The organism is Streptomyces sp. NPDC050315 (assembly GCF_040655775.1).
Taxonomy (GTDB): domain Bacteria; phylum Actinomycetota; class Actinomycetes; order Streptomycetales; family Streptomycetaceae; genus Streptomyces.
Map to the genome: position 1 here is coordinate 340,292 of NZ_JBFAKN010000006.1, position 23,147 is coordinate 363,438.

At 71.8% G+C, this 23,147-nt stretch carries 19 protein-coding genes; 14 read left to right on the forward strand and 5 right to left on the reverse strand.

What is annotated here, in order from left to right; all coding sequences use genetic code 11:
- The first annotated feature begins 16 nt into the window (after positions 1-16).
- From AB0I82_RS23850 to AB0I82_RS23860, 3 genes are all read left to right on the forward strand, one after another.
- A complete protein-coding gene (locus AB0I82_RS23850) occupies positions 17-883 on the forward strand; it encodes a glycerophosphodiester phosphodiesterase (RefSeq protein WP_363259374.1) in 867 nt (288 codons plus the stop codon).
- Between the two features lie 121 nt (positions 884-1,004).
- Complete coding sequence (locus tag AB0I82_RS23855; protein ID WP_363259375.1) at positions 1,005-1,619, forward strand: ATP-binding protein; 615 nt, start codon at positions 1,005-1,007, stop codon at positions 1,617-1,619.
- Between the two features lie 125 nt (positions 1,620-1,744).
- Positions 1,745-2,713: a DUF5926 family protein gene (locus tag AB0I82_RS23860; protein WP_363259376.1), complete on the forward strand. Its 969-nt coding sequence runs from the start codon at positions 1,745-1,747 to the stop codon at positions 2,711-2,713.
- Positions 2,714-2,921: 208 nt separating this feature from the next.
- On the opposite strand, the gene AB0I82_RS23865 is transcribed toward AB0I82_RS23860, so the two are convergent.
- Positions 2,922-3,665 (reverse strand): hypothetical protein, encoded by a 744-nt coding sequence (locus AB0I82_RS23865; protein ID WP_363259377.1) that lies wholly within the window; start codon positions 3,663-3,665, stop codon positions 2,922-2,924.
- 353 nt (positions 3,666-4,018) lie between these two features.
- Positions 4,019-4,726, reverse strand: coding sequence for a bifunctional DNA primase/polymerase (locus tag AB0I82_RS23870; protein WP_363259378.1), 708 nt, complete (start codon positions 4,724-4,726; stop codon positions 4,019-4,021).
- A 643-nt stretch (positions 4,727-5,369) separates the two neighbouring features.
- Between AB0I82_RS23870 and AB0I82_RS23875 the strand changes: the two genes are divergently transcribed.
- Together AB0I82_RS23875 and AB0I82_RS23880 are read left to right on the forward strand one after the other, a co-directional pair.
- Entirely contained in the window at positions 5,370-6,968 is a 1,599-nt protein-coding gene (locus AB0I82_RS23875; RefSeq protein WP_363259379.1) for a PP2C family protein-serine/threonine phosphatase, read from the forward strand.
- Between the two features lie 142 nt (positions 6,969-7,110).
- Complete coding sequence (locus tag AB0I82_RS23880; protein WP_363259380.1) at positions 7,111-8,568, forward strand: aminopeptidase P family protein; 1,458 nt, start codon at positions 7,111-7,113, stop codon at positions 8,566-8,568.
- 164 nt (positions 8,569-8,732) lie between these two features.
- On the opposite strand, the gene AB0I82_RS23885 is transcribed toward AB0I82_RS23880, so the two are convergent.
- From AB0I82_RS23885 to AB0I82_RS23895, 3 genes are all read right to left on the reverse strand, one after another.
- Positions 8,733-9,353, reverse strand: a complete 621-nt coding sequence (locus tag AB0I82_RS23885) for a TetR/AcrR family transcriptional regulator (RefSeq protein ID WP_363259381.1) — start codon at positions 9,351-9,353, stop codon at positions 8,733-8,735.
- A gap of 160 nt (positions 9,354-9,513) precedes the next feature.
- On the reverse strand, positions 9,514-11,706 hold the full coding sequence (locus AB0I82_RS23890; RefSeq protein WP_363259382.1) for a tetratricopeptide repeat protein: 2,193 nt from the start codon (positions 11,704-11,706) through the stop codon (positions 9,514-9,516).
- A 75-nt stretch (positions 11,707-11,781) separates the two neighbouring features.
- Entirely contained in the window at positions 11,782-12,294 is a 513-nt protein-coding gene (locus tag AB0I82_RS23895) for an ATP-binding protein (protein ID WP_363259383.1), read from the reverse strand.
- Positions 12,295-12,887: 593 nt separating this feature from the next.
- Between AB0I82_RS23895 and AB0I82_RS23900 the strand changes: the two genes are divergently transcribed.
- The 9 genes from AB0I82_RS23900 (at position 12,888) to AB0I82_RS23940 (ending at position 23,130) form a co-directional block, all read left to right on the forward strand.
- Positions 12,888-13,796: a hypothetical protein gene (locus AB0I82_RS23900; RefSeq protein WP_363259384.1), complete on the forward strand. Its 909-nt coding sequence runs from the start codon at positions 12,888-12,890 to the stop codon at positions 13,794-13,796.
- Between the two features lie 125 nt (positions 13,797-13,921).
- Positions 13,922-14,704, forward strand: a complete 783-nt coding sequence (locus AB0I82_RS23905) for a YcnI family protein (protein ID WP_363259385.1) — start codon at positions 13,922-13,924, stop codon at positions 14,702-14,704.
- A 167-nt stretch (positions 14,705-14,871) separates the two neighbouring features.
- Positions 14,872-15,528, forward strand: a complete 657-nt coding sequence (locus tag AB0I82_RS23910) for an SCO family protein (RefSeq protein WP_363259386.1) — start codon at positions 14,872-14,874, stop codon at positions 15,526-15,528.
- A gap of 20 nt (positions 15,529-15,548) precedes the next feature.
- Positions 15,549-16,025 (forward strand): copper chaperone PCu(A)C, encoded by a 477-nt coding sequence (locus AB0I82_RS23915; RefSeq protein ID WP_363259387.1) that lies wholly within the window; start codon positions 15,549-15,551, stop codon positions 16,023-16,025.
- A 13-nt stretch (positions 16,026-16,038) separates the two neighbouring features.
- A complete protein-coding gene (locus AB0I82_RS23920) occupies positions 16,039-18,012 on the forward strand; it encodes a copper resistance protein CopC (RefSeq protein WP_363259388.1) in 1,974 nt (657 codons plus the stop codon).
- A gap of 89 nt (positions 18,013-18,101) precedes the next feature.
- Entirely contained in the window at positions 18,102-19,325 is a 1,224-nt protein-coding gene (efeB, locus tag AB0I82_RS23925; protein ID WP_363259649.1) for an iron uptake transporter deferrochelatase/peroxidase subunit, read from the forward strand.
- 125 nt (positions 19,326-19,450) lie between these two features.
- Positions 19,451-20,377, forward strand: coding sequence for a prephenate dehydratase (gene pheA / locus AB0I82_RS23930; RefSeq protein WP_363259389.1), 927 nt, complete (start codon positions 19,451-19,453; stop codon positions 20,375-20,377).
- 654 nt (positions 20,378-21,031) lie between these two features.
- A complete protein-coding gene (gene serS, locus AB0I82_RS23935; protein WP_363259390.1) occupies positions 21,032-22,309 on the forward strand; it encodes a serine--tRNA ligase in 1,278 nt (425 codons plus the stop codon).
- The gene (locus AB0I82_RS23940; RefSeq protein WP_363259391.1) at positions 22,306-23,130 is read left to right on the forward strand and encodes an HAD family hydrolase; all 825 of its coding nucleotides are present in this window, start codon (positions 22,306-22,308) and stop codon (positions 23,128-23,130) included. The genes serS and AB0I82_RS23940 overlap by 4 nt, the downstream gene beginning before the upstream one ends.
- Positions 23,131-23,147 lie beyond the last annotated feature (17 nt).

Sequence of the window (23,147 nt, forward strand, 5' to 3'; positions counted from 1 at the left end):
ATGGCACGATAACTCGGTGACCACTGCGCGCTCGGTAGAAGGTGTCCACCCCGACCCGCCCGCCATTTCCGTCGTCGCACACCGCGGGGCCTCCGAGGATGCCCCGGAACACACTCTGGCCGCGTACCGCAAGGCCATCGAGGACGGCGCGGACGCCCTGGAATGCGACGTCCGGCTGACCGCTGACGGCCACCTCGTGTGCGTGCACGACCGCCGGATCAACCGCACCTCCAACGGGCGCGGCGCCGTATCCGCCCTGGAGCTGTCCGATCTGGCCGCGCTGGACTTCGGCTCCTGGAAGGACGATGCGGCCGGCGAGGCGCCGGACGGCCGCCATCCGGAGCTGGGCAGCGATCACGAAGCCGCGGGCGATACGGAACGTACGTCCGTACTGACCCTGGAGCGGCTGCTGGAACTGGTCGCCGACGCCGACCGCCGGGTGGAGCTGGCCATCGAGACCAAGCACCCGTCGCGGTGGGCGGGGCAGGTCGAGGAGCGGCTGGTCGAGCTGCTGGAGCGGTTCGGGCACACCAAGCCGCCGGCCGGCACTCCGTCCGCCGTCCGCGTCATGAGCTTCTCGGCCCGCTCGCTGCAGCGCGTACGGGCCGCGGCCCCGGCCGTGCCCACCGTGTACCTCATGCAGTTCATCATCCCTCGGTACCGGGAGGGGCGGCTGCCTCCGGGGGTACAGATCGCCGGGCCGAGCATCCGGATACTGCGCGCGCACCCCGATTACGTGGCCAAGGCGCACCATGCGGGGCACGAGGTGCATGTGTGGACGGTGAACGAGGAGGCGGACGTCGCCCTCTGCCGCGAGCTGGGTGTGGACGCAATCATTACGAATCGCCCCAGGGAGGTGAGGAAGCTACTGAATCTGACTTAAGGGGCGAGGGCTGATAAAGGGTGGCCCGGGGAAGCCCGCGGAATTCCCGCGTGGGCATATCGGCCGTTCATTGTTCACAGGGAGTGCACCGGCGCATTCAGAACGTGTCTGATCGTCCCGAGTGCGTCACCGGACACGGATTGGCCGGTTTCCGGTCCATCCCAATGGGGCATTCATCCCGTGGCGTGGGGCAAAGGAGGTCTCGGGGGTGGCGTTGGTGGTGGCACAGGAGGTGCCGACGTCGTCGACCATGGCCGTACCCCATGGTCCTGCGGGCGTGGGCTCGGCCAGGCGGCGTATGCGCGATGAGCTGCTGACAAGTGGAGTTCAGGACACGGTCGTCGACGACGCCGTACTCATTCTTTCCGAACTGCTCAGCAATTCCTGCAGACATGCGCGTCCGATATGCGCGGACGGCTCACCGGATGGCGAAGGCAATGCGGTCCGGGCCGCCTGGCGCATCGACGCGCGGGGCCAGTTGACCGTTTCGGTCACCGACGGCGGTGGCCCGACCCGACCACTTCCGGCCACTCCCTCGGTCACCGCACGCGGCGGCAGAGGGCTGGCCATCATCCGCTCGCTCGCCAAGGACTGGGGCGTACGGGACGGGCACGGCGAGGTCACGGTCTGGGCGACGCTGTCGCTGCACGACGCGTTCGCGACCCGCATGGAGCTGGCGGCCGGTCTCCCGGCCGAGCTGACGAAGGCCCTGGCGGACCTGGACGAGCCGGCATAGCGCGCCGCCGCGCGCAGCGCTCGGGGCCCGTGGCGCGGCGCCCGGCGTCAAGGCCGGGCCAGGACGCGGTACATGCCCTAGGCTCGCGCCGATACGCGTCGGAACGACCAGGAGAACCCCTCGCCATGGGCAAGAAGCGCCGTCCCCAGACCAAGGCCGCCACACCGCAGATCACGGACGGCGAGGTGCCGGTCGTCGGCGCCCGCGAGCCCTGTCCCTGCGGGTCCGGCCGCCGTTACAAGGCATGCCACGGACGGGCCGCGGCGCACGCGGTGACCGAGCTGGTGCGGCGCCCCTTCGAAGGACTGCCGGGCGAGTGCGACTGGGTGGCGCTGCGCGAGCTGGTACCGGCCGCCACGGCCGCGCTGTCCCTGAAGGGCGGCCTGCCCGAGGGCGTGCCCTCGGTGACGCTGGCGACCGTACTGCCGATGGCCTGGCCCGCGCTGCGCCGCGACGACGGTTCGGTACTGCTCGGCCTGCAGAACGACACCGCGTCCGGTGACCTCAGCCGCGACCTCGCCGACACGCTCCGGCGCGCGCTGGCCGCCGATCCGGGCACCCCGGTCGCGGCGGGCCGGGCCCCCGCCGACGGCCCGCGCCTGCAGGACCTGCTGGACCAGGACGCGGCCTTCGAGCCCACCGTGCACACCGGCTTCGAGTTCTGGATCGAGGACGCCGAGAACGCTACGCCCGAGGTCGCCGCCTCCCTGGAGCGGGCCAACGCGGCCGCCCTCCCGACCGCCCGGCTGGCCGGACTCCCGGGCGCGTACTGGTGCGACGCGGGCGAGAAGAACCACCTGCGCTGGGTGATGGACCACCCCGAGGAGCAGCTGCTGGACGCGCTCGCCCGGCTGCACGCCGCGGACGCCTCCTCGCTGGGCGAGGGCACCCGGCTGGTCGGTTCGTTCCGGGCGCACGGCCTGGTCGTACCGGTCTGGGACCTGCCGACGGACCTGACTGCCGAGGAGATCACCAAGCCGGCCACGGAGTTCGGCGAGCGGCTGGCGGAGGCGCTCGCCTCGAACGCGCCCCTCACGCCCGCCGAGCGCCGGGCGCGCGGCGGGCTCACCAACCGTCAGGTGACGCTGAGCTGACAGTAACCACGCCTGAAACGTTTGTGGTGACTCCGGTCACACCGACCGTACTCACCGGTAAATAAGCGTCCGGAATTTCGCGATCGAATTTGCGAACGGCCGATCTCTTGTTACCGTTCTAGGAGCCCGGTCGCTGGTGCATCCCCCGTCGCCAGCGACCGGGCGCTTCCATGTCCGGACCCGGTCCGGCTTCGGACCCCAGGCTCGCTCAGCGGGCCGAACCCGCTCCGGGCGGCGCGGAGTTGCTCCCCGCCCGCAGCAGCAGCCGATCACTCCGTACGTCCGCGACCTCCGCGACCGCCGCGTACGGCGCGCGCCCCCGCACGGTCGCCCCGGACGGCGTCGCACACGTACCCGGCTCGTCCGCCGCCGACAGCGCGCAGTGCGTCTGTACGGTCCGGCCGTCCGGCCGCATCAGGGTCAGCGCCGCGCGCAGCGGGCCGCCCGACGTGTTGCGGTAGTACAGGACGCCCCTCGTGCGGCCGCCCTCGGACACCACGCAGGTCTGCGCCCGGATGCCGTGCGGCGAGGAGAGTTCGGGACCGCAGCGGGCGGCGCGGCCGTTGCCCGCGTCCGCGCCGAGTCCGAGCCCGAGCCCGAGGTCCCTCAGCAGGGCGCCGGGCCTGTCGCCGTCCGGTGCCACGCCGTTCCTCGCCATGGCGCTGTGCCGTGCGCCGTCCTGGGCGGGCCCCTGACGGCCGGGCAGCGGGGCGTCCTGGGCCGAGCCCCGAGGGGAGCCCGGCGGCAGCTCAGCGGCCTGCCCGGCGGTGGTCCGGTCGGCAGTACGCCCGGCGGCCTCGCCGCGGGACTGCGACGACGCGGACGGCTTCGCCCCGGGCGACGGTTCGCCGGGCTCCGAGGGGCCGGCGATGGCGGCGGCCAGCGGCAGGGTGAGGGCGAGCGCGATGGTGCTCGCGAGCGCGATCATGCGGACGTTCGACTCGCGAACCATGGGACCCACCTGCGGTTGAGAGCGCGCGGGCCGCCCCGGTGGCCGGGGGACCGCGCACGGGCTCTGGAGAGGCCTCCGGGAGGTCCGGTGGGCCTCCGCCACGTACACGGAGGGCCGCCGGGCACCCCGAACGGCTGGACGGTGGGCCGAACATACCGAGGACGGGGCGCCCTTCCGGGGGCCTCGCACCCGTTTCCCGGGAATGGACGCCTCGCTCACACCCGTACGAGTGAATCTTCCGCGTGCCGTGCCATCCGTGAGAGGGGCGAGTGGGCGATGCCGGGCGACTGAAACGGTTCTGTCGCGCGGCGCCCGAAAACCGTTCTGTGGGGGGTGTGGGAGCGGGCGTGCGGTCAGTACGCGAGCCGGCTGCCGCCGCCCGGGGCGCCGGCGCTCGCTTCCACCAGCGCATCCACCACCGTGGCGACGTCCGGGAGCCAGGGTGCGCCGGAGCGCTTCGCGGAGGCGCGCGCGGTCGGCAGGCGCTCCCAACGCACCTTGCCCGCGCCGGTCTGCGACGGCGGCAGGACGACATAGCCGCCCTCTCCGTGGAAGCGCAGCGAGCTGGGCACCAGGTCCTGCGCGTACAGCAGTTCGCCCAGCTCCGGGAGGGAGTACGGCGCGACCAGCAGCGTCCAGCGGGTCGGGGTCGCCACGACCGGGCCGACCGCCACGCCCGTACGGTCCAGCTCGGCGAGCGCCCGGGCGCCCGCCACCGCCGGCAGGCTCACGGCGCAGGGCGCCTTGCCGCCCGTGGCCAGTACGACCGGCGCGTCCGGGCGGTTCGTCCACCACCAGCGCACCATCCGCGCGTCGGTCGTGGCGGCCAGCAGGCCGGGGTCGAAGGGATGCGCTCCGGGCACCGCACAGTCCGGGTCGGGGCAGCCGCAGGGTCGCTGCTGCTGCGCACCACGGGCGGCCTTGCCGCCCGAACGCAGGCCGACGCCGGGGAGCACGGGCCAGTGCCACTCGGTGGCGCACTGGAGCGCCGCACCGAGCAGTGCCGATCGTCCGCCGCGCCGGAGCTGGAACTTGCGTCGCCTTCCGAGGATCTCGCGCATGAGCGCTCGTTCCTTTCCGTAAACGCCGAGGGCCATGTCCATCGCACTACATGCCGGTTCATGCCGCTGTGTCGGTGCGCCGCCGCGCCGAGCGCGGGTCACACCACGTCACGTGGATCAGTCGTCACTGCGCGTACAAGGCAGCGCATCACGCCGTACGCCGAGCGTGGAACATGGCGGGGGGTGGCGCGCGCATGGCGCTTGCTGTCCTGTGGTGCAATCCCGCCACGTGGGGGTGCGGCCCGGTCGTCACCGCGTAAGACGCCCGCGCCCTTCGGAGAGTTCCGGCACGGCCCCAACTGGCCCCGCACCTATCCGAGTACGTACCCCCATGGTGGAGATGACGCGCTGTTGATCGCCGTCAGTCGACCGCAAATTGACCTTCTAGGGGCTATTTTTCGGCCAACCTGTTCGCCACACTGACACCACAATCCTCACCAGGGCAATGCTGGACACGCAACAACGGGGCGTGTACATGTGGATCCCATTAATAGCGGAGCAGCATGACATGGGGGTTTGCGATGCTATTGAGCGTAAACAACTGGCGGGCAAATCAGACAAATGCCCGCACAAAACCACTGCGAACCTCCCCGGACGACGCCGCCACCTCGGATGACGCCCGGCTCGACGTAAGCCGCCGGCCATGACAACCCCCCACGTCCCGAAAGTGGCTGGAATCGAACCCACTCTTCCGGCCCCGGCGCACACTGCGGCCCCTGCGGCCCCGGAAACCCGCCCGTTCGCTCAACTCGCCGCCGCCCATGAGCGGCTGGCCGCCCGCTTCTCCGACCTCACCGCTCTCCACGACCTCACCGGTCGGCTGGCCCGTACGGACACCCTTGAGTCGGCGCTCCACGAAGTACTGCGGGCCGGTGCCGCCCTCATCGGCGCCCGCCGCGGCCTGGTCACCCTCGAACCACCCGACGGCCTCGGCCCCGAGACCACCGTCGGCCTGGGCCTCGGCCCCGCGGACATCGGCCACCTGGAGACCGTCCCGCGCCGCGCGACGCCGCTGGGGCGGCTGCTCGACGGGGTGCGGGGGGCTTCCGGCGGGGGCACGGGTGCCGGCGCGGACGCGGGTGCGGGCTCGGGCGTAGGCGCAGGCGCGGGTGCCGGCGCAGAGGGAAGTACGGACGCGGGCGCGGCCATGGCCCCGGACGCGGGTGTTGCCGGGCAACCGCTGCCCAGTGGAAGTACCGGTCTCCCCACCGAACTCGTGCAGCCCGATCTCGCCGGCGATCCCGGGCTCGACCCCCGGTTGCGCGAGGTCGCCGCCCGTCTCGGGTACGCGGCGAGCTACGCGGTACCGCTGATCAGCGACCCGCCGGGCGACGGCCCCGAAGGGAACGAGCGAGCCGGCCGCCCCCTCGGGGCCGCGGTCTGGCTCTACGACGAGCCCGCCGAGCCCAGCGAACGCGGACGCCGCCTCCTCGCCGTGTACCGCGCCTACGCCACCCAGCACGTCTCCCGCCTGATCGAGCTGCACCGCAGGCGCCACTCCGAGCAGACCCTGCGCACCGAGATGCTGCCCGCGCGGCTGCCGCGGGCGCCCGGCATCCGGCTCGCCGTACGGCACGCCGCCGGACCGCACGGCGGCGGCGACTGGTACGACGCGCTGCCGCTCCCGGACGGTGCGCTGAGCCTGTCCGTCGGCTCCGTCACCGGCTCCGGGCCGAGCGCGGTCGCCGCGATGGGGCGGCTGCGGGCCGCGCTGCGCGCGTACGCGGTCATGGAGGGCGAGGATCCGGTCGCGGTCCTCTCCGACCTCGAACTGCTGCTGCGGCTCACCGAGCCGGCGCGCAGCGCGACCGCGCTGTTCGCGTTCGTCGAGCCGCCGGTGGCCGATCCGCTCGGCGGGCCGGCGGCCCACAAGATCGTGCTGGCCGGTGCGGGCCACTGCCCGCCGCTCATCATCGGCGAGCAGCGCACGGAGTTCGTCGAGACCTCGCTGTCCGCGCCGCTGGGCATGCTCGCGTGCTGGGAGGCGCCGAGCGTGGAGCTCGAACCGCTGCCAGGAGAGACGCTTCTGCTGTACAGCGACGGGCTGCTGCACCGCACCGGGGAACCGGTGGACCGCGCCTTCTCCCGGCTGCACGCCGCGGCGGCCGCCCTGCCGAAGTCCGTACGCCAGGACCCGGAGGTCCTCGTCGACCATCTCGTCCGGGCGGTGCTGCCCCAGGGTCTGGCGGACGAGGGCTCGCCGGAGGACGTGGTGGTGCTGGCGGTGCGCTTCGGGGGGTGAGCCCGACGGGCCCCGTAAGCGCGCCGGGTCGAAGGTCATCCGCTCCCGGGCCGGAGTGCCTGACAGGTCACGGCTTCCCGCCCCTGGACCGCTTTCCGCTCGCACATACGATGGAAAGGTCCAAAAACGACGAGGAGGCACCGTGGCCGACGAGCTCACTCCGGAGACCCCGGACGAGGACGAGCAGCCGATCAAGCAGCGCAAGAACGGCCTTTACCCGGGCGTTTCCGACGAGCTCGCCGACAACATGAAGTCCGGCTGGGCCGACACGGAACTGCGCGACCTGGAGCCCATCGAGCAGGCCGCCAACGCCGCCGAGCGGCGCGCCGCGCTCTCCCGCCGGTTCCCCGGCGAGCGCCTGGTGATCCCCGCGGGCAACCTCAAGACGCGGTCGAACGACACCGAGTACTCCTTCCGCGCCGCGACCGAGTACGTCTACCTCACCGGTGACCAGACCGACGACAGCGTCCTCGTCCTGGAGCCGCACGGGGAGACCCACCGAGCAACGCTGTACCGCCTCCCCCGCTCCGACCGCGAGAACGGCGAGTTCTGGCTCAACGGCATGGGCGAGCTGTGGGTCGGCCGCCGGCACAGCCTCACCGAGGCCGAGCTGCTGTACGGCATGCCCTGCAAGGACGTGCGGGAGCTGGCCGACGCGCTGCGCGAGGCCACCGGGCCGGTCCGCGTCGTCCGCGGCCACGACGCCGGCATCGAAGCGGCGCTGACCGACAAGGTCACCGCCGAGCGCGACGAAGAGCTGCGCGTGTACCTCTCCGAGGCGCGCGTCGTGAAGGACGACTTCGAGATCGGCGAGCTGCAGAAGGCCGTCGACTCGACCGTCCGCGGCTTCGAGGACGTCGTGAAGGTCCTCGACAAGGCCGAGGCGACCAGCGAGCGCTACATCGAGGGAACGTTCTTCCTCCGCGCCCGCGTCGAGGGCAACGACGTCGGCTACGGCTCGATCTGCGCCGCGGGCCCGCACGCCTGCACGCTGCACTGGGTACGCAACAACGGCGAGGTCCGCTCCGGCGACCTGCTGCTCCTGGACGCCGGCGTGGAGACGAACAGCCTCTACACGGCCGACGTCACCCGCACGCTGCCGATCAACGGCCGCTACTCCGACCTGCAGCGCAAGATCTACGACGCGGTGTACGCGGCGCAGGAGGCCGGCATCGCGGCCGTGAAGCCGGGGGCTTCGTTCCGCGACTTCCACGACGCCGCGCAGCGCGTGCTCACCGAGCACCTGGTGGAGTGGGGCCTGGTCGAGGGCCCGGTCGAGCGCGTACTGGAGCTGGGCCTGCAGCGCCGGTGGACGCTGCACGGCACGGGTCACATGCTCGGCCTGGACGTCCACGACTGCGCCGCCGCGCGCACCGAGGCGTACGTCAACGGCACGCTGGAGCCGGGCATGGTCCTGACCGTCGAGCCCGGGCTGTACTTCCAGGCCGACGACCTGACCGTGCCGGAGGAGTACCGCGGCATCGGCGTCCGCATCGAGGACGACATCCTCGTGACCGAGGACGGCAACCGAAACCTTTCGGCGGCGCTTCCTCGCCGGTCGGACGAGGTCGAGGAGTGGATGGCGCGGGTCAAGGGCTGACTTGCGCGTGAAGGGCTGAGCTGAGCCGGTGGCTGACAGGCCGTCGGCCGGCGCACTCACGGGTGGGCGTTCTCCTGAACGCCCACCCGTTGTGCTTGCCCGGTTTGGGCTTCGCCGGTACGGGCTTCGCCGGTACGGGCTTCGCCGGTACGCCCGCTACAGGGCTACGCGTCGCTGCGGACGTACGCGCCCGCCTTCGCCGCCGTGTACGTGGCATGCGTGGCCGACTCCACGAGCTCCAGGTCCACCGGTCGGCGCACGAGCAGCATCCGGTAGTAGAACGGCGCGCCGAGGGCGCCGACGACGGCCTCCGCGTCCGTCCCGGGCGGCAGCTCGCCGCGGTCCACCGCGCGCCGCACCATGACGCCGGCCACGTCCAGGCGGTCGTCGAAGAACTCCCGCAGCACTTCCTCCGCGCGCGGGTCGCGGGCCGCGGCGGAGACCACCGCTTCGATCATGGCCCGGTTGCGCGCGTCCTCGTAGAACGCGCCGATACCGCGGGCCAGTGTGCGCAGGTCGCCGCAGAGGGTGCCGGTGTCCGGTACGGGGATGGCCGCCGCGCTGCGCTCCGTGAGCAGCGCGCAGACCAGGCCCTCCATGGAGCGCCAGCGCCGGTAGATCGTCGCCTGGTGCACGCCCGACCGCTGCGCCACGCCCTCCATCGTGAGCGCGGCGAACCCCTTGTCCCCCAGTTCGTCGAAGACGGCGCCGAGCACGGCGGTACGCGTACGTGCGGTACGGCCCCCGGGGCGGGCCCGGCCCGGGGGGTGCTGCGCTGTGCTCATGAAGGCACTCCGGATTGCCAGCGATCGATCACAACAAGTATTGTCCAGACCGCTAACGCGAGTCACTTCGCGTTTAGCGGCGATGCGCCCTGAGGCGCGCCCACCGGGGGACGCCGAGCACGGGGGACTCGGCATGGGGGCGCGCCCGGGCGCCTTGCGCTTACGCGCCCCGGAAGCGAGCGAGGTCGGCCTCGGCCTCCAAGGTCCACGGGTGTTCAGGTCCGAGTTGTTGCTTCCGTCCTTCTACGACAGCCGCCATTTGCTCGACGGCTTCCGCCTTGTGACCAAGTGCGTTGAGCGTCTGCGCGAGCAACGATCGAGCGGCCAACGTGATGGGATAGGTAGGGCCGAAGCTTTTGTCGTGCGCGGCCAGAGCCTCGTAGGCCAGCGGCAACGCTTCAGACGGCCTCCCCGAAAAGGTCAGTGCGTTGGCGCAGTTCAGCTGAGCAATCAGCGTGATCTCGTGACTCGCTCCGAGCGTGTTCCGGCAGTCCGCAATAAGCGTCCGTCCGCCCAAAGCTTCCCGTGCCAGGGCCGGCCCGACCGGCATATCCAGCAGACACGTCCTGGCTAGAAGCGTCAACGGATGCATCGACCCGAGTTCCGCTGTACAGCCTTGCACTGCCTGGCGCACCAGTGTGACGGCCTCAGGCGATCTGTTCAGCTGCCAGAGTGGGCGTGACAATGCCAGACAGGTCTCCCACCGCACCTCGCCCTGCGGACAGTCAGTGAGCGTCTGCTGTAGGACAGCTTCCGACTCCTCGAATCGGCCCAGCCGGAACAGAGCCCGTCCGGTACGTTGCCGGAGTCGCAGCATAACTAGATCGTCTTTGCCGAGCCGCTTCTCTCCCAGTTCCAGGGCGTCTGCGGCCACTTTCAGGGCTGATGTGTACTCACCGCGGCGGTGCAGAATCAGAACCAGCCGCAGCAAACACTCGGCGACGACTTCGACCGTCGACTGGCTGATGTCCGGCCAGCCCACAGCTCTCCGCAGTAGGGCAACTGCGTGCGGGACCAGCAGGCTCGCATGTGGGTCTTTAGCGATACGTTGCGGCGTCTCTGGCAGGGCGTTCAGGAGTTGCTGACCACTTGCTGCAACGAGTGCTTCCTGTTGATCGACTGGCGTCCCGCGGGAGACGCTGTTCAGCAGCACTCCGTGGGTACGCAGACACTTCACTCTTCCAGGTATCAACTCCGTTAGCGAGTGATCGAGCAAACCGCGCAGGGCCACCTCGACGCGGCGGGGCTGAAGCCTGTCTCTCATGGAAACGCCGGACAATAATGAGACAGGCAACGGATCACCCGCCCAGCAAGCCAGCAGCCGCAGCAGTGTGACGGACTCCGGAAGTCCCTGGGCCACCAGGGCATTCAAGGAGAACTGCCATGTACTACTAACCAGATGGCGGGAGTCGCCGGTTCCCGCGGCCGGCGCCCCCTGGTCTAGAAGCTCTATCGGGTCGACGCCCTCGCCGCCGTCGAGGTTGCGGCCGTACTGAGCCATCGTCCAGGGGTCGATGACCTGGTGGGCGAGGAAGCCGCCCGCGAGGGTGAGGGCCAGGGGCAGTCGGCCGAGGCGGTCGGCCACCTCGGCGGCCTCCTCTTCCGTACCGGCCTCGGGGGCGAGGTCGCACAGGACGCGGGCCGCGTCCTCACGGGGGAGCACGCCCAGCTGCAACAGCTCCGCGCCCGGCCACCAGTGGCGGGCTGCCTGGCGGGTGGTGACCAGGACTGTGCCGCGCGGACTTGTGCGGAGCCAGCCGCCGTCCCGGAGCACCGCGGGGTCGTCGGCGTTGTCCAGGACCAGGAGCCAGGGGCGGTCGGAGTGGTCGAGGTGGTCCCAGACCAGGTCGGCGGCGGCGCGGAGACCGCTGCGGGCCGCCGTGAGCTCGCCTTCGCCTGCGCCTCGGTCCGCTGCTACCGCGAGCATGCCTGTGCGCAGGGAGGCCGTGTCGGAGGCGTTCACCCACAGGCCGATGCGGCCTGCCTGGGACGTTGCGTACTGGAACAGGGTGTAGGCGACCGCTGTTTTGCCGCAGCCGCCCAGGCCGTGGAGGACGTACACCTGGCTGCCCGGGGAGTCGGGGGCGACGGCGGCACGGAGGCGGGTCATTAGTTCCGTGCGGTCGCGGAGGACGGAGGGGGCGCGGCCTATGGAGGGCCAGCGGACGGAGTCCAGGCCGGACCACTCGCGACCGGCGCTGTCCTGGCCGCCACCGCCGCCGTAGTAGTGGTTCTCGATGATGTGCTGGTCGCCGGAGGCCTGGTAGATACGGCTGTGGCCCTCGGCCCGCGCGTCGTTGCCGCCGTTCGCCGGCCCCGCGCCGCCGTTCGCTGGTCCTCCGCCGCCGTTCACTGCTCCCCCTCCGGCTCTCCCGGCCGCTGTGGCAAGGGAGTTGGGGCCAGACTAGATCACGGCGGGCGGGGGCCGTCAGGACATGTGCAGCAGCGCGCCCTCGCGCCACTTGAGGATCTTGTCGAAGCTGACCACCGCGCCCCGGCGGCCCGTTCGGTTGCGGTAGCGGACCTGGTCGGTGAGGGCCTCGATCAAGAAGAGCCCCCGTCCGTGCTCGGCCTGGGCGGGGGCGGGGGTGTGGCGGCGGGGCACTGCGGGCTCCGTTCGCGGCGAACGGTCGTGGGGACCGGGGCCCGGGGAGCGGTCGTGGGGTCCGGGGGCCGAGGACCGGTCCTGGAAACCGGGGCCGGAGTCCGTGACCTCGATGCGGCAGGTGTCGCCGTCGATGAAGGCCGTGACGCGGTACTCCTCGGCGGCGCCGTCGCCGTGCTCGACGGCGTTCGCGCAGGCTTCGGAGAGGGCGAGCGAGAGGTCGTAACAGACGTCCGGGTCGACGCCCGCGGTCTCCATCGTCCCCAGCAGCAGCCGGCGCGCGAGCGGCACGCTCGCTGCCTCCCGCCGAAGATGGAGGGACCACCAGATGCTCATCGCTCCAGCCTCCTGGCCGCGGCTCGACATATCGATACGTATTGCCGCGCACCATGGTCGGTAAGCGTGGGTTTGACGTGACTCCGCCCATTCGGCGGACGCGGCCATTGAGCGTACCGGTGTAAAAGGCCCGTGGGCGCGCCCCTTCGCGCGCCCCTGCAATTGCGGTAGCCGGACTCCGGCCGATCTCCCGCGGATTCTCCGGGCGCGCGGGGCACTGTCGCGCCGACCGCCCTGGTCACGAGGCATGTGCGCCCCGCATCGGACGACCGTTTGAAACCGCTTACTGTCCGTCTAAGACCGTTTGCATCTTTCTACTGATTGTCGGCGCACGGGCGGTCGGGAACACCCGCGCGAAAGCGTGCGTGGCATCGCCGTCTGGATGCCCGTAGCCACCGCCGGACCGGCCGCTCGGCGGGCCGGCGGAATGTCCGGAATCGGCTACGACCTCTGGACGGGCGCGTGCGCGCGCTCTTCTTCTCCCCTATACCCCGCCGGGTACTGGATACCCCGGTGGGTACTGCCGTTCCTGTCCGGGACCGCCCGCCCTGCCGTATGCGTCCGGTACGCGCAGTGGGATGATGGCGGCCGCCATGCATACTCCCGAGGGGCGCGCCGCGGCCGATCTGCGGTTGCTCAGGGCCGCGGTGTTCACCGCGGCCTGCGTTGCGCTGGCCGCCGCGGGACACATGATCGGTTCCTGCGCCACCGTCCCGCTGTGGACGCTGGGCGCGGGCTGCGTCGGCGTACTGGCCGTCGCCGTCCCCCTCGCCGGCCGCGAACGCACGCTGCCGGGCATCGCCGCCGCCCTCGCCTTCGGACAGCTCGTGCTGCACGCGCTCTTCATGGTCGGACAGCGCGGCATGGCGGTACAGCTGCCTGCAGATGGCGTGCGGGGGCTGAGCGACCGCGCGGCGATCGGCCTCGCCCGCCAGATGACCTGTGGGTTCGGCACGGGGCGGCTGGACGCCGCGGAGGCACGGGAGATCCTCGCGGGGGCCGGGATCGACCCCGGAGCGGCCGGCCACGCGGCGCACGGCATGGCCGGGCATGACATGGCCCTGCACGGTGCGAACAGTGCGACGAGTACCGGATCCGGTACCGGCTCCGGGCTGTCCGCCGCGCTGCACCACTTCGACTTCGGTTCCCTCGTCGGGCTGCTGCCCTCGCTGCCCATGCTCCTCGGGCACCTGCTCGCGGCGCTGGCCGCCGGCTGGCTGCTGCGCCGCGGCGAGGCCGCGCTGTGGCGGCTCGTACGGCTGTCCGCACCGGCCGCGCGGGAGGCCGCGACTGCCGCTACGGCCGTGACGACCACGGTGCTGGGCGCGCTGCGTACCGCGCTGCGCCTCATGTGCGCGCTGTGCGCCGGGCTCCTGGGCGCCGCGGACGGTACCCCGCGCGCTTCCGTTTCGTACGGGCATGACAAAGCCCGGCCCGAAGAGCTCGCGCTCCAGCACAGTGTCGTCAGGCGGGGACCGCCCCGCTTCGCCCTCGCGGCCTGACGTCACGCGCAGCACCAGTACACCCGCAGGGCGGGACCCGGACGCGGTCCGGGCGGGCTGACGTGCCGTCGCCGCACGCGCGCCACCATCAGCCCCTTTCCCTCCTGCCTGAGGAGTGTCCTGCCATGTCGGACCACACCCTGCCGAGCGACAGCCCGGCCGCTGCCCCCTCCCGCCGCCGTACCGTCCTGCGCCGCCTTCCCCTCGTCGGCGGCGCCGCCGCGGGCGCCGTCCTGCTGCTCGCGGGCCCCGCGTTCGCGCACGTCACCATCCAGCCGGGGCAGGCCGCCAAGGGCGACTACGCGACCGTCGACTTCAAGGTCCCCAACGAGCGGGACGACGCCTCGACCGTGAAGGTGGAGGTCGACCTGCCCGCCGACCACCCGCTGGCGTCCGCGATGCCGCAGCCGGTGCCCGGCTGGGACGTGAAGGTCACCAAGGAGAAGCTGGACAAGCCGATCGAGTCGCACGGCGAGAAGCTCACCGAGGCCGTCACGAAGATCACTTGGACCGGCGGGAAGATCGAGCCCGGCCAGTTCCAGCAGTTCCCGGTGTCGATCGGCGCGCTCCCGGAGGACGCCGACCAGCTCGTCTTCAAGGCGCTGCAGACGTACGACAACAAGGAGGTCGTGCGCTGGATCGAGCCCGCGAAGGAGGGCGCGCCGGAGCCCGAGAACCCCGCGCCGGTCCTGAAGCTGGTCGACGCGGGCGCCGCTGAGCAGGGCGGCGGTACGGACACCGCGGGCGCCGAGGATGCCAAGGACGGCGGCGCGGACGCCGGGAAGAGCACGACCACCGCTGCCGACAGCACCGACAACACCGCCCGCGTGCTGGGCGTGGTCGGCATCGTGGTCGGCGTGATCGGTGTCGGCTTCGGCGTCTTCGCCGGTCGCCGCCGCACCAGCTGAACCGGCCGTACTGCCGCACCAGCCGTACTCGGACCGGTCGGCCGGCCCCTGTGCCGGCCGGCACGGCGCACCCGCCCCGGCGAGCCCCGCGAGCCCAGCGGCTCCGGGACGCCAGGGCGGTGCGCCCGGTCGGCACTCACCACGAATACACGGGATATCACTGAGCAATGCGCAGAACACCCAAGCTTGCCGCCGCCGCCCTCGTGGCGGTCGCGGCCCTCACCCTCACGGCCTGCGGCGGCGACGGCGGCGGTGACGAAGGCGCCCCCGCCGCCAGCGTCTCCGGCACCCAGTCGAAGCCGATCGTCACGCTCGACGACGCGATGGAGAAGCCGGATCTCGTCCTCACGGACAGCGACGGCAAGAAGTACGACCTGATCAAGGAGACCAAGGGGCGGCCGACGCTGATCTACTTCGGCTACACCCACTGCCCCGACGCCTGCCCGGCCGTCATGGGCAACATCGACGTGGCCCGCAAGCAGCTGCCGAAGGCGGAGCAGAAGAAGCTGCGGATCGTCTTCGTCACGACCGACCCGAAGCGGGACACCCCGGAGCGGCTGAAGTCCTGGCTGAACGGTTTCGGCGCCGACATCGTCGGCCTGACCGGCGACTTTGCCACCATCCAGGGCGCCGCCTCGGCCGTGAACGTCGGCGTCTCCAAGCCGGTCGAGAAGAAGAACGGCGACATCCTCGTCGACCACGGGCTGCAGGTGCTGATGGCCTCCCCGAAGGACGACAGGATCCACTGGCTCGGCATGAAGGACGCCGGGCCCGAGGACTACGCCCGCGCACTTCCCAAGATCATCAAGGGGCAGAACCCGTGAACCGCCGTACAGCACAACCCGTGAACCGCCGTACATCCGTGAACCGCCGCGCCGCATTCGCCGCCGCGCTCGCCGCCACCGCCGGGCTCGCGCTCGCCGGCTGCGGCGGGGACAGCGCGCCGCAGCTGAAGGTCTCCGGCGCGTACATGCCGCAGCCCGTCATGAAGGACATGGCCGGCGGCTTCCTCGTCATCAAGAACTCCGGGGACACCGCCGACAAGCTGACCTCCGTCACCAGCGACCTCTCCGACGACGTGACGATCCACCGGACCGTCGGCGCCAAGATGGAGCAGGTCAAGTCCCTGGACATCCCCGCGCACGGCGAGCTGAAGCTCTCCCGCGGCGGCAACCACCTGATGTTCATGGCGCTGAAGAAGAAGCCCGAGAACGGCGACAAGGTCTCCGTCGAGCTGCACTTCGGCAAGGCGAAGCCGATCAAGGCAGTACTGCCCGTCAAGGCCACCAACTACGGCCCGCAGCACGCCGGGCACCAGTAGGGGGAGAACCGCCATGCCGCTCACCGTTCCCCGCGCCGTGCCGTACGGCGGCCGCCGCGCCGCGCCCCCGGCCCGGACCGCGGCGCTGCGCCTGCTGGTCCTCGCCGCCGCGCTGCTCGGCGTCCTGCTGGGCGGCGCCGCGCCCGCGTCCGCGCACGCCGCGCTGACCGGCAGCACCCCGGCGCAGGGAGCGGTGCTGCAGAAGGCGCCCGCACAGGTCTCGCTCTCCTTCTCCGAAGGCGTCTCGATGGGCGACGACTCCATCCGGGTGCTGGACCCCAAGGGCAAGCGCGTCGACCGCGGGAAGCTGCTCGACCTGTGCAGCGGCAGCACCGTCAAGTACGGCACGGGGCTGCCGCCCGGCCTCCCCGACGGCACCTACACCGTCGCCTGGCAGGCCGTCTCCGCCGACAGCCACCCGGTCTCCGGCGCGTTCACCTTCTCCGTCGGCGCGCCCTCGAAGTCCGCCGCCGTGGTGCCCCAGCAGGAGGCCGGGGGCGGGCTGGTCGGCGCCCTGTACGGCGTCGCGCGGTACGTCGCGTACGCGGCGTTCGCGCTGCTCGTGGGCGGTGCGTGCTTCGTACTGGCCTGCCGGCCCGAGGCGGCCCGCAGCCGTCCGGTGCAGCGGCTGGTCGTCCTGAGTTGGGCGACGCTCACCGCGTCCACGATCGTGCTGCTCCTGCTGCGCGCCCCGTACACCGGCTCCGGCGATCTCGTCGACGCCTTCGACCTCGGCGCTCTCAAGGAAGTACTGGGGACCAAGCCCGGTGCGGCGCTGGTCTCCCGGCTGTTGCTGCTCGCCGCGGCCGCCCTCTTCATGGCCGTCCTCTTCGGCGCGTACGCCCGGGCCGGCGAGCAGGGCGACGACAAGCGCCGCAAGGACCTCGCCTTCGGGCTGGGCGTCGGCGGGACGGTCGTCGCGGCGGGCCTCGCCGCGACCTGGGCGATGGCCGAGCACGCCTCCACGGGCCTGCAGACCGCCGTCGCGATGCCCGTCGACGTCGTGCACCTGCTGGCCGTGGCCGGCTGGCTCGGCGGCCTGACCGCCCTGCTGGTCTCCCTCTACCGCGACCCGGCCGCCGTCTCGGGGACGGCCGTCCGCCGCTTCTCCCGCCTCGCCTTCGGGGCCGTACTCGCCCTGGTGGCCACCGGGATCTACCAGTCCTGGCGCCAGGTGGGCAGCTGGCGGGCGCTCACCGACACCTCGTACGGGCAGCTGCTGCTGCTCAAGGTCGGACTGGTCGTCGTGCTCGTCGGGGTCGCATGGATGTCGCGGCGGTGGACGGGGCGGCTGGGCGAGGCGGGCGCCGCCGCGGCCCAGGAGGACGCGGAGAAGGCCGTACAGGAGGACGCGCAGGAGGGCGCGCCCGAACCCGTGCCGGTGGCGGCCGAAGCCGCGTCCGAGACGGCGCCCTCCCCCGAGCGCGCCGCGCAGCTCGCCCGGCAGCGGGCCGCCGTCGCCGACGCGCGGCGCAAGCGCGTCCGGGACGCCGATCCGGTGCGGTACGGGCTGCGCCGCTCCGTCCTCGCCGAGAGCTGCGTCGCCGTCGTCCTGCTGGCCGTGACCACGGTGCTCACCACGACCGAACCGGCCCGTACCGAGCAGGCCGTGAAGGATTCGGGCCAGTTCGCCGAGGCGGCGCGGCCGGTCTCCGTGACCATCCCGTTCGACACGCTGGGCCCGGAGGGCAAGGGCACCGCGCGGCTCGACCTCGACCCGGCACGCAGCGGCCAGCCCAACGATCTGCACCTGCGGATCTCGCGGCCGGACGGCGCCGCGCGGGACGTCCCCGAGGTACGGGTGTCGTTCACCTCCAAGGCGAAGAACCTCGGCCCGCTCCAGGCGGCGTTCAAGCACACCGGTACCGGACACTGGACTGCGCGGAACGTCCAGCTGCCGGCCGCGGGCACCTGGCAGCTCTCCCTTGTAGTCCGCACCTCCGACATCGATCAGGTGACCGAGACCAGGAACGTGAAGATCAGCTGATGACCGAGAACGCGACCAGAAACACCAGCACGGCAGCCCGGGCGGACCGTGTTTCACGTGAAACCACCGGCAGCGACTCCACTCCCCCGATGGAGCTCTCCCGCCGCCGCCTCCTCGGTACGGTCGGCGCCGCCGGTGCGGCCGGGCTCGTCGTCGGCGGCGCGGGCGGCGCGTTCGGCGTCTCCGCGGTGCAGGACGACGCGCCCGCGCTCAGTACGCTCGGCGCCACCGAGGTCGCGTTCCGCGCCGACCGCCGGACGCCGCAGGCCGGCATCACCACCCCGATGCAGGCCCGCTGCCACCTCGTCGCCTTCGACCTGGCGCCGGGCGCCGGGCGCAAGGCGGCGGCCGCCCTGATGCGCCGCTGGTCGGCGCTGGCCGAGCAGCTGATGGCCGGGGAGGTGCCCGCCGACGACACCGGCGTGGCGCTGGACGCGGGCCCCGCCTCCCTGAGCGTCACCTTCGGCTTCGGCCACGGCTTCTTCGGCCGTACCGGGCTGACCGCGCGCCGCCCGTTGCAGCTCGACCCGCTGCCGCACTTCTCGGCCGACGCGATCGACCCGAAGCGCAGCAACGGCGACCTGTGGGTCCAGATCGGCGCCGATGACGCGCTGGTCGCCTTCCATGCGCTGCGTACGCTCCAGAAGGAGGCGGGCGACACCGCGCGGCTGCGCTGGCAGATGAACGGCTTCAACCGCAGCCCCGGCGCCACGGCGCACCAAATGACCACGCGCAACCTGATGGGCCAGATCGACGGCACGAACAACCCCAAGCCGTCGGACCCGGACTTCGACGAGCGGATCTTCGTCGGGCGCGACGCGGACCAGCAGTGGATGCGCGGCGGCTCCTACGTGGTCGTGCGCCGCATCCGGATGCTGCTGGACGACTGGGAGAAGAAGTCCCGGGCCGAGCAGGAGAAGGTCATCGGCCGGCGGAAGTCCGACGGCGCGCCGCTGACCGGCGGCGACGAGCACACCCCGATGGACCTCACCAAGAACGGGCCCGACGGCTTTCCCGTCATTCCGGCCGACGCACACGCCCGTATTGCCGCGCCCGAGTCGAACCAGGGTGCGGCGATGCTGCGCCGCCCGTTCTCGTACCACGACGGCTTCCGCGACGACGGCGCCCCGGACGCCGGGCTGCTCTTCATGGCCTGGCAGGCCGACCCGCTGCGCGCCTTCACCCAGATCCAGCGCAAGCTGGACAGGGGGGACGCGCTCTCGCCGTTCCTCCGGCACGAGGCGAGCGGGCTGTACGCGGTACCGGCGCTGGAGCCGTCGGGGTACGTGGGGCAGGCGCTGCTGGAGGGGTGAGGTCCCGCGGCCGCCGCCGGGAGGCCGAGGGGCTCGGGCCCGAGCGGAAGGTGCCGCGCGGGCGAGTACCGTAAAGGTTCCCCAGCCCCCGGGACAGCAGCGAAGCCCGGAGAAGGAGTGCACGGATGTCGGCCAGCCGCTATACGTACCTCGGACCCGCGGGCACCTTCACCGAGGCCGCCCTGCGCACACTGCCCGAGGCGGCGACCCGCGAGCTGGTGCCGATGGTGTCCGTGCCCGCCGCGCTGGACGCCGTCCGCGCGGGCGAGGCGGCCGGCGCGCTGGTGCCGATCGAGAACTCCGTCGAGGGCGGCATCACCACCACCCTCGACGAACTGGCCGCCGGCGGGCACCTGATGATCTACCGCGAGGTGCTGCTGCCGATCGCCTTCGCGCTGCTGGCCCGGCCCGGTACGACGCTCTCGGACGTGAAGACCGTGACCGGGCACCCCGCGGCCCAGGCCCAGGTGCGCAAGTGGCTCGGCGCGCACCTGCCGGAGTCGGTGTGGGAGTCGGCGGCGTCCAACGCGGACGGCGCGCGGCTGGTGCAGGAGGGCCGGTACGACGCGGCGTTCGCCGGTGAGTTCGCGGCCGCCACGTACGGCCTTACGCCGCTGGTCACGGACATCCACGACGCGCAGAACGCGGCGACCCGGTTCGTCCTGGTGGGCAAGCCCGCGCGGCCTGCCGCCCGTACGGGCGCCGACAAGACCTCGGTCGTGCTGTGGCTGCGCGAGAACCACCCCGGTGCGCTGCTGGAGCTGCTGCAGGAGTTCGCCAGCCGCGGGGTCAGCATGATGCGGATCGAGTCCCGGCCGACCGGCGAGGGCATCGGCCAGTACTGCTTCTCCGTGGACTGCGAGGGGCACATCACCGACCGGCGGGTGGGCGAGGTGCTGATGGGGCTGAAGCGGATCTGCCGGGACGTGCGCTTCCTCGGCTCGTACCCGCGCGCGGACGAGGTCACCGCCGAGGTCCGTCCGGAGACCGCCGACGACGCCTTCATGGAGGCGACGGACTGGCTGACCCGGTGCCTGGACGGGCGGGCCTGACCACCGGCCCAGCCCGGCCCGTCGCAGTGGTCCACAGGTTTCCCACAACCCTGTCCACAGAGTTATCCACAGGCGCGGTTCTCGACCTGGGGACAAGTCGATTCCGGGGCGCCGCACAGTCGACAAATCGCCCTACCGACCCCACACCCGTCCACAGGTATGCACAACCGCCCGCCATGGGGCCCGTCAGCATAATTCCTGGGAACAATCCTTTAGGGCGAGGAAATCCCACACGAAAGAGTACCCGAACGGGGTTTCAGCAAGGATTTCTTCGCCCCGGATTCACGGAACGGACCCGGGCTTTCCGACTTCCACAGCGGCAACGCACAGCCTGTGGATAACTTTTGGAAGAGCGCCGGAGCTGTGGACAAGTGGCTGTGCACAGCCCGCCAACTCCCCGCCCGGGCGGGCCCGGACGCCGCTCCAGTACAGCTGCCGGATGCGTCACGGACACCCTCGGAACATCCCGGAAACACCCCCGCGCCACTCCCCCGACAACAACGAACGGCACTCACGACCGGCACTCCGCGGGAATTCTTTCCCGCAATTCCCCGCCTTCCCAGAACACCACAGAAACAACTCTAAACCGGACAAATTGCCCCGGAGCGGAATATCGCGTCGAGCGCCCCGGTCCGGCCCCGGTAGCCTGGTGGGGTGATTGACCTTCGCCTGCTCCGTGAGGACCCCGACCGTGTGCGCGCCTCCCAGCGCGCCCGTGGAGAGGACGTCGCGCTCGTCGACGCGCTGCTCTCCGCCGACGAGCGGCGCAGGACCTCCAGCGTCCGCTTCGACGAGCTGCGTGCCGAGCAGAAGTCGCTCGGCAAGCTCATCCCCAAGGCCACCGGCGACGAGAAGGCCGAGCTGCTGAAGAAGGCCGGCGAGCTCTCCGCCGCCGTCAAGGCCGCCGACGCCGCCCAGGACGAGGCCAAGGAAGAGACCCAGGCGCTGCTCCTGAAGCTGGGCAACTTGGTGCACCCCGACGTCCCCGTCGGCGGCGAGGAGGACTTCACGGTCCTGGAGACGCACGGCACGATCCGCGACTTCGGCGCCGAGGGCTTCGAGCCCAAGGACCACCTGGAGATCGGCGAACTGCTCGGCGCGATCGACGTCGAGCGCGGCGCCAAGGTGTCCGGCTCGCGCTTCTACTACCTGACGGGCATCGGAGCGCTCCTGGAGCTCGCGCTGGTCAACGCCGCGATCGCGCAGGCCACCGAGGCCGGCTTCACGCCGATGCTGACCCCCGCGCTGGTCCGCCCGCGCGCCATGGAGGGCACCGGCTTCCTCGGCCAGGCCGCGGAGAACGTGTACCACCTGGAGAAGGACGACTACTACCTGGTCGGCACCTCCGAGGTCCCGCTCGCCGCGTACCACATGGACGAGATCGTCGACGCGGCCAAGCTGCCGCTGCGGTACGCCGGCTTCTCGCCGTGTTTCCGCCGCGAGGCCGGCACGTACGGCAAGGACACCCGCGGCATCTTCCGGGTGCACCAGTTCGACAAGGTCGAGATGTTCTCGTACGTCGCGCCCGACGACGCCGAGAACGAGCACAAGCGGCTCCTGGACTGGGAGAAGCAGTGGCTCACCGGCCTGGAGCTGCCCTTCCAGGTGATCGACGTCGCCACGGGTGACCTGGGCTCTTCCGCCTCGCGCAAGTTCGACTGCGAGGCGTGGATCCCGACCCAGGGCAAGTACCGCGAGCTGACCTCCGCGTCGAACTGCGACGAGTTCCAGGCCCGCCGCCTGTCCGTACGGATGCGCGACGGCAAGAAGGTGCAGCCGCTGGCCACCCTGAACGGCACGCTGTGCGCCGTACCGCGCACGATCGTGGCGATCTTCGAGAACCACCAGCTGGCGGACGGCTCGGTGCGCGTCCCCGAGATGCTGCGCCCGTACCTGGGCGGCCGGGAGATCCTGGAGCCCGTCGCCAAGTGACCGTCTCCTCCCCCGCGGGGTCCTTCCCGTACAAGCTCGTCGCGACGGACCTCGACGGCACGCTCCTGCGTCCCGACGACACCGTCTCGGCGCGCACCCGTGAGGCGCTCGCCGCGGTCACCGCGGCGGGCGCGGCGCACATCGTCGTCACCGGCCGTGCGGTCCCCTGGACCCGGCACATCCTGGCCGACCTGGACTACCAGGGCCTCGCGGTGTGCGGGCAGGGGTCGCAGGTCTACCACGCGGGGGAGAACCGGCTGCTCACCTCGGTGACGCTGGACCGCCGGCTGGCCGGGCTGGCGGTCGCCAAGATCGAGGCGGAGGTCGGACCGCTGTACCTGGCGGCGAGCCGGGACGGGCTGGACGGCGCCGTAGTGGTGGCGCCGGGCTACCGGGTCCACGAGGGCCCGCTGCCGAACGTCATGATCGACACCCCGGCCGATCTGTGGGCCGACCCGATCAACAAGGTCTACCTCCAGCACCCCGAGCTCTCGGACGACGCGCTCGCCGCGACCGCCCGCGAGGTGGTCGGCGACCTGGTCGGAGTGACCATGGCAGGCCCCGGGATCGTCGAACTGCTCCCGCTCGGCCTGAGCAAGGCCACCGGCCTCTCCCTCGCGGCCCGCAGGCTCGGCGCCAAGGCCGCCGACACCATCGCCTTCGGTGACATGCCGAACGACATCCCGATGTTCGCCTGGGCCGCCCACGGTGTGGCCATGGCCAACGCGCACGACGAGCTGAAGGCCGTCGCCGACGAGATCACCACGTCGAACGAGGACGACGGGATCGCGGCGGTACTGGAGCGCTTCCTGACGGCGTGAGCCGTCCCGAGTTGCCC